Annotated in this window: 8 protein-coding genes; all 8 read left to right on the forward strand. The window is 72.3% G+C overall.

Annotated elements, in window-relative coordinates; genetic code table 11:
* Positions 1 to 40: 40 nt before the first annotated feature.
* Positions 41 to 2,968, forward strand: a complete 2,928-nt coding sequence (gene gcvP, locus VFR90_RS10970; protein WP_326406170.1) for an aminomethyl-transferring glycine dehydrogenase — start codon at positions 41 to 43, stop codon at positions 2,966 to 2,968.
* Positions 2,969 to 3,023: 55 nt separating this feature from the next.
* Positions 3,024 to 3,263: an AbrB/MazE/SpoVT family DNA-binding domain-containing protein gene (locus VFR90_RS10975; RefSeq protein ID WP_326406171.1), complete on the forward strand. Its 240-nt coding sequence runs from the start codon at positions 3,024 to 3,026 to the stop codon at positions 3,261 to 3,263.
* Positions 3,260 to 3,658, forward strand: a complete 399-nt coding sequence (locus VFR90_RS10980) for a type II toxin-antitoxin system VapC family toxin (protein ID WP_326406172.1) — start codon at positions 3,260 to 3,262, stop codon at positions 3,656 to 3,658. Before VFR90_RS10975 ends, VFR90_RS10980 begins: the two co-directional genes overlap by 4 nt.
* A 4-nt stretch (positions 3,659 to 3,662) precedes the next feature.
* On the forward strand, positions 3,663 to 4,742 hold the full coding sequence (locus VFR90_RS10985; protein WP_326406173.1) for a threonine aldolase family protein: 1,080 nt from the start codon (positions 3,663 to 3,665) through the stop codon (positions 4,740 to 4,742).
* Positions 4,743 to 4,763: 21 nt separating this feature from the next.
* Complete coding sequence (locus VFR90_RS10990) at positions 4,764 to 6,194, forward strand: L-serine ammonia-lyase (protein WP_326406174.1); 1,431 nt, start codon at positions 4,764 to 4,766, stop codon at positions 6,192 to 6,194.
* Positions 6,195 to 6,259: 65 nt separating this feature from the next.
* Entirely contained in the window at positions 6,260 to 7,726 is a 1,467-nt protein-coding gene (locus tag VFR90_RS10995; RefSeq protein WP_326406175.1) for a TldD/PmbA family protein, read from the forward strand.
* Positions 7,723 to 9,057, forward strand: a complete 1,335-nt coding sequence (locus tag VFR90_RS11000; RefSeq protein WP_326406176.1) for a metallopeptidase TldD-related protein — start codon at positions 7,723 to 7,725, stop codon at positions 9,055 to 9,057. The genes VFR90_RS10995 and VFR90_RS11000 overlap by 4 nt, the downstream gene beginning before the upstream one ends.
* 198 nt (positions 9,058 to 9,255) lie before the next feature.
* A complete protein-coding gene (locus tag VFR90_RS11005) occupies positions 9,256 to 11,097 on the forward strand; it encodes a diguanylate cyclase (protein WP_326406177.1) in 1,842 nt (613 codons plus the stop codon).
* The last annotated feature ends 13 nt before the right edge of the window (positions 11,098 to 11,110 follow it).

Raw genomic sequence — 11,110 nt, forward strand, 5'->3', positions numbered from 1 at the left:
CGATCGCGCCCACCGGCGCCACCGCCACGGAGAGCTTTCCATGCTGATGTCCACCGCCCTGCCGCTCGCCGACCTCGAGGTCTCGAATGCCGAGCGCAGCGAATTCGAAGCGCGCCACATCGGCATCGATGCCGCGGCCGAGAAGACGATGCTCGGCGCCGTCGGCGTCGCCTCGCGCGCGGCGCTGATCGATGCAGTCGTTCCGCGCGACATCGCGCGCGCCGCGCCGATGGCGCTGCCGGCGCCGCTCGGCGAGGCCGAGGCGCTGGCGGCGTTGCGCTCGATCGCCGCGAAGAACGTCGTGGCGAAGAGCTACCTCGGCCAGGGCTACCACGGCACCCACACGCCGGGCGTGATCCTGCGCAACGTGCTCGAGAACCCGGCCTGGTACACGGCCTACACGCCCTACCAGGCCGAAATCTCGCAGGGCCGGCTCGAAGCGCTGCTGAACTTCCAGACGATGGTCTGCGACCTCACCGGCCTGGCCGTCGCGAACGCTTCAATGCTCGACGAAGCCACCGCCGCCGCCGAGGCCATGACGCTCGCGAAGCGCAGCGCGAAAGGCAACAAGGGCGCGACGCTGCTGGTCGCCGACGACACGCACCCGCAGACGGTCGAAGTGCTGCGCACGCGGGCCGAGCCGATGGGCTTGGCGATCGATCTGGTTGCGCCGGCTGCGCTGGGACAGCGCGCAGGCGGGGCGGACGTCTTCGCCGCGCTCGCGCAATACCCCGGCACGAGCGGCGCGATCCACGATCTGCGCGCGCTCGCCGACGCACTGCACGCACGCCAGGCGCTGCTGATCGTCGCGGCCGACCCGCTCGCGCTCGCGCTGCTCACGCCGCCCGGTGAGTTCGGGGCTGACATCGCGATCGGCAGCACGCAACGCTTCGGCATGCCGATGGGCGCCGGCGGCCCGCACGCGGCCTACATGGCCTGCCGTGCGGGGCTCGAGCGCTCGCTGCCGGGCCGGCTGGTCGGCGCGAGCATCGACGCGCACGGCCGCACCGCCTACCGGCTCGCGTTGCAGACGCGCGAGCAGCACATCCGCCGCGAGAAGGCCACGTCGAACATCTGCACCGCGCAGGTGTTGCCGGCGGTGGTGGCGAGCATGTTCGCGGTCTATCACGGGCCGGCGGGCATCAAGCGCATCGCACGGCGCGTCGCCTCGTACACCGCGATCCTCGCGGCCGGGCTGCGCTCGATGGGCTTCAAGCTCGCGCACGACTCGGCCTTCGACACGCTCGCCGTCGAATGCGGCCACGAGGCCGCCTCGATCGCGCGGCGCGCTTGCGAGGCCGGCGCGAACCTGCGGCTGTCGGCGACGTGCCTGTGCGTGACGCTCGACGAGACCACGACGCGCGCCGACCTCGTCGCGCTGTGGTCGTGGTTCGCGCGCAGCGAGGCGCAGGTGCCGCGCATCGAGGCCTTCGAGCACGGCGCCGAGCCGCTGATCCCGGCCGAGCTGCGCCGCAGCAGCCCCTTCCTCATCCATCCGGTCTTCCACAAGCACCACAGCGAGACCGCGATGCTGCGTTACCTGCGCGGCCTCGCCGACAAGGACCTCGCGCTCGACCGCTCGATGATCCCGCTCGGCTCCTGCACGATGAAGCTGAACGCGACCAGCGAGATGATCCCGATCACCTGGCCCGGCTTCGCGCACATCCACCCGTTCGCGCCGGCCGAGCAGCTGGCCGGCTACGCCGAGCTGGACCGCCAGTTGCGCGAGGGGCTGTGCGAGGCCACCGGCTACGCCGGCATCAGCCTCCAGCCGAACGCCGGCTCGCAGGGCGAGTACGCCGGGCTGCTGGCGATCCGCGCCTGGCATGCCGCGCGCGGCGACGCGAAGCGCAGCGTCTGCCTGATCCCCGAATCGGCGCACGGCACCAACCCCGCGAGCGCGCAGATGGTCGGCATGCGGGTGGTCGTCGTGAAGTGCGACCACGAGGGCAACGTGGATCTGGCCGACCTGCGCGCCAAGTGCGAGGCGCACCGCGACGAGCTCGCCTGCGCGATGGTCACCTACCCCTCGACCTACGGCGTGTTCGATCCGGGCATCCGCGAGCTGTGCGCGACCGTCAAGTCGCACGGCGGGCGCGTCTACATCGACGGCGCGAACATGAACGCGCTGGTCGGGCTGGCCGCGCCGGGCGAGTTCGGCGGCGACGTGAGCCACCTGAACCTGCACAAGACCTTCTGCATCCCGCACGGCGGCGGCGGGCCGGGCGTCGGGCCGGTGTGCGTGGTCGAGGACCTGGTGCCCTTCCTGCCGGGGGGCGGCGCCGTCGGCGCCGTGTCGGCGGCGCCGCTCGGCAACGCCGCGGTGCTGCCGATCAGCTGGATGTACATGCGGATGATGGGCGCCTCGGGCCTCAGGCGCGCGACCGAGACCGCGATCCTCAGCGCCAACTACGTCGCGGCGCGGCTGGCCGGCCCCTACGACATCCACTTCAGCGGCGAGCTCGACCACGTCAAGGGCGGCGGCGTCGCGCACGAGTGCATCCTCGACCTGCGCCCTTTGAAGGAGACGAGCGGCATCAGCGCCGAAGACGTCGCCAAGCGACTGATCGACTACGGCTTCCACGCGCCGACGCTCAGCTTCCCGGTCGCGGGCACGCTGATGGTCGAGCCGACCGAAAGCGAATCGCTCGAGGAGCTCGACCGCTTTTGCGACGCGATGCTCGCCATCCGAGCCGAGATCGCGAAGGTCGAGGCCGGGCCCGAGCAGGGCGGATGGCCACGCGACGACAACCCGCTCGTCAACGCGCCGCACACCGCCGAAGCGCTGCTGAAGGCCGACTGGCCGCACCCTTACAGCCGCGAGGAGGCCGCCTACCCGATGCCCGCGCTGCGCGGCGCCAAGTACTGGGCGCCGGTGGGCCGGGTGGACAACGTCCACGGCGACCGGAACCTGCAGTGCAGTTGCCCGCCGGTGTCGGACTGGATCGACGCGACTGGCGTGGCATGAAAAGCTGGCGATGACATGCGCCTAGACTCAAGCCATTCCAACGGAGGCATGGCACATGCAGGTGAAGGTGTCGGAAGGCGGCCGCGTTGTGATCCCGGCCGAGCTGCGCGAGAAGTACGGCATCGAGATCGGCGACACGCTGCTGTGGGTCGAGGACGGCGGCGGGCTGCGCCTGAGTTCGCGACGCGACGGCATCAGGCGGGCGCAGCAGATCGCGGCGAAGTACAAGCGCCCGGGCGTCAGCGTCGTCGACGAGCTCCTCGCGGAGCGGCGCCTCGAGGCGGAGCGCGAGTGAGCAGTGCCTCGACGGTGCGCGTCTACGACGCCTCGGCCATCCTCGCCGCGCTGTTCGAGGAACCGGGCGGCACGCAGGTGAGCGACTGGCTCGAACGCGCGTCGGGCCTGGTGAGCAGCGTCACCTACGCCGAGGTGCTCGCGAAGCTGCTCGAACACGGCTTCATGCCCGCCGACGCCAACGCGACCTGGGGCGACCTGCCGCTGGACATCGAGCCGCTGAGCGCCGCGCAAGCGCGCGCGGCGGCGGGCCTGCGGCCCGCGACGCAGCCACTGGGCCTTTCTCTGGGCGACCGCGTCTGTCTGGCGCTTGCGCGCGAGCGCGGGCTGCCTGCCGTGACCGCCGATCGGGCCTGGGCCCGGGTCGGCGGCGTCGAAGTCCAACTGATCCGCTGATGCGATGAGCAGCGTGCCGCCACCCCCCCAGCATTTCGCGAGCGACAACTACGCCGGCATGTGCCCCGAGGCGATGCACTGGTTCCTCGAAGCCAATGCCTCCGGCCACGAGCCCGCCTATGGCGACGACCGCTGGACCCAGCGCGTCTCCGACCGGCTGCGCGAGTTGTTCGAGACCGACTGCGACGTCTACTTCGTCTTCAACGGCACCGCGGCCAATTCGCTCGCGCTGGCCGCGATGTGCCAGAGCTACCACTCGGTGATCTGCACGCCGCAGGCGCACATCGAGACCGACGAGTGCGGCGGCCCCGAGTTCTTCTCGAACGGCTCGAAGCTGCTGACCACCGATGCGAGCACGCCCGCGGCGCAGCTCGCGAAGCTGACGCCCGATGCGGTCGAGGCGCTGGTGACGCGGCGCGACGACATCCACTACCCGAAGCCGAAGGTCGTCTCGCTGACGCAGGCGACCGAGCTGGGCACCGTCTACAGCGTCGAGGAAGTGCGCGCGATCGCCGCGATCGCCAAGCGCCGCAAGCTGCGCGTGCACATGGACGGCGCGCGCTTCGCGAACGCCGTCGCGCACCTGGGTTGCACGCCGAGCGAGATCACCTGGCGCGCCGGCGTCGACGTGCTGTGCTTCGGCGGCACCAAGAACGGCATCCCCGTCGGCGAGGCGGTGGTGTTCTTCGATCGCGAGCTGGCGCAGGACTTCGCCTACCGCGTCAAGCAGGCGGGCCAGCTCGCCAGCAAGATGCGCTTCATTTCGGCACCCTGGGTCGGCATGCTGGAGAACGACGTCTGGCTGCGCAACGCGCGCCATGCGAACGCGATGGCCCAGCGGCTGCACGAGGCGATCCACGCGCTGCCCGGCGTGCGGGTGATGCATCCGCCGCAGGCGAATGCGGTGTTCGCCTTCCTGCCCAAGCCGGTGATCGAGCGGATGCAGTCGGTGCGCGGCTGGCGCTTCTACGACTTCATCGCCGGCGGCGGCTGCCGCCTGATGTGCGCCTGGGACACGCGGGCGGAGGTGGTGGACGCCTTCGCCGCCGATCTCGCCGCGGCCTGCGGCGCCGCGTCGCGCTGAACCGCTGAACACGCCGCTGCGATGGCCGTCTCCGTCTTCGACCTCTTCAAGGTGGGGATCGGCCCGAGCAGCTCGCACACGGTCGGGCCGATGCGCGCGGCGCGGCTGTTCGCGCAACGCCTGCACGACGAAGGCCGGCTCGCCGCCACCGCGCGCGTGCTCTGCGAGTTGTACGGCTCGCTCGGCGCGACCGGCAAGGGCCACGGCTCGGACAAGGCGGTGCTGCTCGGCCTGATGGGCGAGACGCCCGACGGCGTCGATGTCGATGCGATCGAGCCGCGGCTCGCGCAGTTGCGCGCGCACAAGCGCATCGCGCTGCTCGGCCGCCACGCGATCGACCACGACGAAGCGCGCGACCTGATCTTCAAGCGCCGCCAGAGCCTGCCTTTGCATCCGAACGGCATGCGCCTGACCGCCTTCGACGCGGCCGGCGCCGAGCTGGCGAGCCGCAGCTACTACTCGGTCGGCGGCGGCTTCGTGCTCGGCGAGGAAGAACTGGCCGGCGGCGGCAGCACGCCCGCGATCGTGCCGGACGCCACGCCGCTGCCGCTGCCCTTCCACAGCGGCGCCGAGCTGCTCGAGCGCTGCCACGCGATCGGCGGCTCGATCGCGCAGGTGATGCGCCGCAACGAGCGCGTGCTGGGGCCGCGCAGCGACGCGGAGATCGACGCCGGCCTGCTGGCGATCTGGCGCGTGATGCAGGCCTGCGTCGAACGCGGCCTGAAGAGCGAGGGAGTGCTTCCCGGCGGCTTCCAGGTCAAGCGGCGCGCGCCCAAGCTGCATCGCGACCTGACCGCGAGCCCGACCGCGGCGCACGACGAGACGAAGGCGCGCCCCTTGTTCGATCCGCGCGATCCGCTGCAGGTGCTCGACTGGGTCAACCTCTACGCGCTCGCGGTCAACGAGGAGAACGCGGCCGGCGGTCGCGTCGTCACCGCGCCGACCAACGGCGCCGCCGGGATCGTGCCGGCGGTGCTGCACTACTACGCCCGCTTCGTCGCGGGGGCCGACGACCGCGGCATCGCCGACTTCCTGCTCACCGCCGCCGCCATCGGCATCCTCTACAAGGAGAACGCCAGCATCTCGGGCGCCGAGGTCGGCTGCCAGGGCGAGGTCGGCGTCGCCTGCTCGATGGCCGCCGGCGCGCTGTGCGCGGTGCTCGGCGGCACGCCCGAGCAGGCCGAGAACGCCGCCGAGATCGGCATGGAGCACCACCTCGGCCTCACCTGCGACCCGGTCGGCGGCCTGGTCCAGATCCCGTGCATCGAACGCAACGCGATCGCGTCGGTGAAGGCGATCAACGCGGCGCGCATGGCGCTGCGCGGCGACGGCAGCCACCACGTGAGCCTCGACAAGGTGATCAAGACGATGCGCGAGACCGGCGCCGACATGCAGACCAAGTACAAGGAGACGGCGCGCGGCGGGCTCGCGGTGAACATCGTCGAGTGCTGAGCGCCCCCTACACTGAGCCGGCCGCGGCCACGAGCTGGCGGCCACCCGAAGTCCAAGGAGCCACCATGCTCGACACGCTCGAATCGAACGCCGCCCGAGCCGCGGCGGTGCTGCCCTCCTCCACCTCGCATTGGTCTTTGCGCGGCGTCAGCGAACGCAGCGAGCAGCTGGCGGTGCGGCAAGGCGTCGCCGAGGCGCCACGGCGCAGCCGCGACGAAGGCGTGATGGTCAGCGTGATCGACGGCGGCGCGGGTTTCGCCGCCACCTCCGACACCTCCGAGCCCGGCCTGCGCCTCGCGTTCGAGCGCGCGCACGCGCTGGCTCGCGCGTCGGCCGGCAAGACCGCCTTCGATCCGGCGCAGGCGCCCCGCCCGCGCGAGGGCGGCCGCTATGCGAGCCGCGTCGAGCAGCCGGCTTCGGCGCGCCCGCTCGGCGACAAGCTGGCGCTGCTCGCGAAGGTCGAAGCCGCGAGCCGCTTCGACGCGCGCATCGTCGATGCGACCGCCAGCCTGTGGAGCGTCGCGACCGACCAGCTCTTCGTCACCAGCGACGGCATGCGCGCCGAACAGCGCTTCGAGTTCCTGACGCCCGCGGTGCAGGTCACCGCGCGCGACGGCGGCGTGACGCAGGTGCGCTCCAGCGCCGGCCAGTACAACGGCTTCTGTCAGCAGGGCGGGCTCGAAGTGCTGGCACGCGCCGACTTCGAGGCCGACGGCGTGCGCGTCGCGCGCGAGGCGCTCGAACTCGTCCAGGCCCGGCCCTGCCCCAGCGGCCCGATGGACCTGCTGCTGATGCCCGACCAGATGATGTTGCAGATCCACGAGTCGATCGGCCACCCGCTCGAGCTCGACCGCATCCTCGGCGACGAGCGCAACTTCGCCGGCACCAGCTTCGTCACGCTCGACATGTTCGGCAGCTACCGCTACGGCAGCGAGCTGCTGAACGTGAGCTACGACCCGACGGTGCCGAACGAATTCGCCGGCTTCGCCTACGACGACGAAGGCACGCCGGCCGAGCGCCGCATGCTGATCGAGCGCGGGATCCTGAAGGCGCCGCTCGGCGGCAGCCTGTCGAGCGCGCGGGCGCGCGCCGCCGGCCACGAGCTGGGTGCGGTCGCGACCACGCGCGCGTGCAGCTGGAACCGTGCGCCGATCGACCGCATGAGCAACCTCAACGTCGAGCCGGGCGACCGGACGCTGGCTGCGCTGATCGCCTCCGTCGAGTACGGCGTCGTGATGCACACCAACTGCTCGTGGAGCATCGACGACTCGCGCAACAAGTTCCAGTTCGGCTGCGAGTACGCGCGGGTGATCCGCGACGGCCAGCTCGCCGAGGTGGTGCGCAACCCGAACTACCGCGGCATCAGCGCGACCTTCTGGCGCTCGCTGGCGGCCGTCGGCGACGCGAGCACCTTCGAGGTGATGGGCACGCCGTTCTGCGGCAAGGGCGAGCCTTCGCAGGTGATCCGCGTCGGGCATGCGTCGCCGGCCTGCCTGTTCTCCGGTGTCGACGTGTTCGGAGGTGCGCAATGAGCAAGCTCGCCTCGCGCGGCTACTTCGAGTCGCTCGCCGACGCGATCTGCACGCCGGGCGGCGACGCCCGCGTCGCGCTGTCGCTCGCCGCCGAGGCCTCGGACTTCCTGCGCTTCAACCGCGCCGCGCTGCGGCAGGCGACGCACGTCGAGCAGGCGCAAGCCACGCTGGCCGTCGCGCGTGGCGCGCGGCGCGCGGAATCGACGCTGACGCTCACCGGCTCGATCGACCACGACCTGGCGCGCCTGCGCGAGGAGCGCACGCAGCTCACCCACGACCTCGCGCTGATCCCCGACGACCCGTGGCTGCTGCTGCCCGAGGCCGCGAGCCGCAGCACGCGCGAAGACGCCGGCGTGCTGCCCGCGCCGGCCGAGGTGATCGACGCGGTGCTTGCCCATGCGGCGGGCCTCGACTTCGTCGGCTTCTACCAGGGCGGCCCCGTCGTGCGCGCCTTCGCCGACAGCCTGGGCTCACGCCACTGGCACCGCGTCGAGAGCTTCCATTTCGACTGGTGCCTCTACCTTCGCGCCGACAAGGCGGTGAAGACTGCCTACGCCGGCACGCGATGGCAGCCGGACGAGTTCGCCGCGCGCGTGCGCGAAGCCGCGACGCGCGTCGAGCTGCTCAAGCGCCCGTCGCGCAAGCTGGAGCCCGGCGCCTACCGCGCGGCCTTCAGCACCGCGGCGATGAACGAGCTGCTGGGCACGCTGGCCTGGAGCGGCTTCGGCGCGAAGGCGCGGCGCACCGGCGTGTCCTCGCTGCTCGCGCTCGCGCATGGCGACGCGAAGCTGCATCCGTCGATGCACCTGAGCGAAGCGACGGCGCACGGCATCGCGCCGGCCTTCACCGGCGACGGCTTCGTCAAGCCGGCGAGCGTGGCCCTGATCGACGCCGGCCTCGCGGCCGGCACGCTGAACTCGCCCCGATCGGCGCGCGAGTACGGGCTCGAAGCGAACGGCGCGAACGAGACCGAGACGCCGGTATCGCTGCAGCTCGCACCGGGTGCGCTGGCGCACGGCGCGCTGCTCGCGACCCTCGGCACCGGCCTGTTCGTCAGCAACCTCTGGTACCTGAACTACAGCGATCGCCAGGCCTGCCGCATGACCGGCATGACGCGCTTCGCCTGCTTCTGGGTCGAAGGCGGCGAGCTCGTCGCGCCGCTGGACGTGATGCGATTCGACGACGGCTTCCTGCGCATGTTCGGCGACGGCTTGGTCGGCCTCGGCGACCGCGCCGAGCCGGTGCCGGAGCGCGACACCTACCAGATGCGCCAGCTCGCATCGGTCACGACGCCCGCGGCGATCGTCGAGGGCTGGCGGCTGACGCTCTGAGCCGCGCCTTCGCGCAGCGCGTCACGCGGGCGCGCTCAAGTTCATGGCGGGCCGGCCGATGAGCAGGGTTTTGCGCGTCGCGCGCCCTGCCCGTCCGTGCCCGCCCACCCGCATCGTCGCCGAACCAGAGCGCTGCATCGCTTTCGCGCGGCACTCGCGAGCGCCGTCCCCGCGCTGCGGATCGCCGCGCGCCTCGGCATGCTGGGGCTGGCCGCCGCCACTGCGCAGGCGCGCCCCGACGCCTACCCGCTCGCCGCCGAGCTGCGCCATGCGCGCGAGCACATCGGCATCGACCCGCCCGAGGCTCGCCGCATGCTCGCCGCGCTGCGCGACGAAGCTGCGCGCATCGGCTCGCTCGCCGCGCGGCTCGAAGCCGACGAGATCGAGTGCCGCTTGCTCACCGACATCGACGCAGTCGCCGCGGTGGGTCTCGCCGACGCCGGCGTGGCTGCCGCCGACGCGAAGGCCACGACCCGCGACGCCGGCCCGGTGCTGCTGAACCGGCTGCGCCTCGAAGCCTGCGCCGCGAGCGCGATGGCCGATACCGGCCGCCGCGCCGAATCCGACGCGGCGCTCGCCGCGCTCGTCGAACGCACGGCCGGCGACCCGGACCTGGCCGCCGCCCGGGCACTCGCGCTGCTGGAGCGCGGCGTCGCACGCTCGCGCAGCGGCGCGCTGGCCGAAGGCCAGCAGGACCTGCTCGCCGCCTGCGAGCTTTCGCGCCAGCTCGATCTGCCGCGCGACCACGAGCTGTGCATGGGCCACCTCGCCAACCACTACAAGCGCGTCGGCGATCTGGACGACGCGCTGCGCTACCTGCAGCAGCTGATCGACGCCGCACGTGCACGCGGCGCCTCGTTCGACCAGGCGATCTACGCCTTCTCGCTCGCGCAGGTGCACGTCAAGCGCGGCGAATGGGATGCCGCGCGCCGATCGTTCGACGAGGCGCTGTCGCTCAAGGCCTTCCGCCAGGATCCGGCGAACGTCGCCTACGCCGAAGGCGGCATCGGCGACGTGCTGCTGCGCAGTGGCCGCCCGCGCGAGGCCGAGCAGCATCTGCTGCGGTCGCTCGAGGCGCTGGGGGAACTCAGCGACGTGAAGCAGCGCCTGCGCACGACGATCGCGTTGGCGACCGCGCGAGCGCGCCTCGATGCGGCGCCGGCGGCGCTGCGCTCGCTCGGGGCGATCGAAGCACCGCTGCGTGCGCTGGCCGATCCGGTGCTGCTGGCGCAGTGGTTCGACGCGGAAGCCGAGAGCCGCGCCGCGGCGGGCGACTGGCCGGCCGCGTACCGCGCGCTGGCCGCCTTCCGCACGATCGACGCCGACGTGCAGCGGCAGCGCCTGTCGGACCAGTCGGCCCGGCTGCGCATGCAGTTCAACCGCGAGAAGGACGCGCTCGATCTCGCTTCGCTGCGCACGCTCAACGAACGCGGCCAGCAATTGCGCCGCACGCAGGCGATCGCGATCGCGCTGTTCGTGCTGCTGCTGGCGGCGAGCCTCGCGTACGCGGTGCACAAGGTGCGCGAGGCGCGCCGGCTGCGCACGCTGGCCTTGAGCGACGAGCTGACCGGCCTGCCCAACCGGCGCGCCGTGCTCGCGGCGGCGCAAACGCTGCACCGCGATGCGCTGCGCGGCGGCCACGCCGGCTTCAACGTGCTGGTCGTCGACGTCGATCACTTCAAGCGCATCAACGACAGCCACGGCCACGCGGTCGGCGACGAGGTGCTGCGCCACCTGGCGCAGCTGCTGCCGGCAAGCCTGCGCGCGAGCGACCGGCTCGGCCGCATCGGCGGCGAAGAGTTCCTCGCGGTGCTGCCCGAGGTTTCCGCCGAGCAGGCGCTGGCGGTCGCCGAGCGCATGCGGCGCAGCATCGAGCGGTCGCCGGCCGCGACGAGCGCGGGCGACTTGCCGCTCTCGGTGAGCATCGGCCTCGCATCGATGCGCGAGGGGAACAGCTCGCTGGCGGAGCTCATCCGGCTGGCCGACCTGGCGCTCTACCAGGCAAAGGCGCAGGGACGCAACCAGGTGGTGGGCACCTAGCGCCGCTGGACCC

Origin of the sequence: Methylibium sp. (assembly GCF_035762065.1) — a bacterium.
In the GTDB taxonomy this organism is placed as follows: domain Bacteria; phylum Pseudomonadota; class Gammaproteobacteria; order Burkholderiales; family Burkholderiaceae_C; genus Methylibium.

What these genes read in the sequence shown, in the direction of transcription:
- gcvP (WP_326406170.1), top strand. Translation starts at nt 41, where the DNA reads ATGCTGATGTCCACCGCCCTGCCGCTCGCCGACCTCGAGGTCTCGAAT.
- VFR90_RS10975 (WP_326406171.1), top strand. Translation starts at nt 3,024, where the DNA reads ATGCAGGTGAAGGTGTCGGAAGGCGGCCGCGTTGTGATCCCGGCCGAG.
- VFR90_RS10985 (WP_326406173.1), top strand. Translation starts at nt 3,663, where the DNA reads ATGAGCAGCGTGCCGCCACCCCCCCAGCATTTCGCGAGCGACAACTAC.
- VFR90_RS10990 (WP_326406174.1), top strand. Translation starts at nt 4,764, where the DNA reads ATGGCCGTCTCCGTCTTCGACCTCTTCAAGGTGGGGATCGGCCCGAGC.
- VFR90_RS10995 (WP_326406175.1), top strand. Translation starts at nt 6,260, where the DNA reads ATGCTCGACACGCTCGAATCGAACGCCGCCCGAGCCGCGGCGGTGCTG.
- VFR90_RS11000 (WP_326406176.1), top strand. Translation starts at nt 7,723, where the DNA reads ATGAGCAAGCTCGCCTCGCGCGGCTACTTCGAGTCGCTCGCCGACGCG.
- VFR90_RS11005 (WP_326406177.1), top strand. Translation starts at nt 9,256, where the DNA reads ATGCTGGGGCTGGCCGCCGCCACTGCGCAGGCGCGCCCCGACGCCTAC.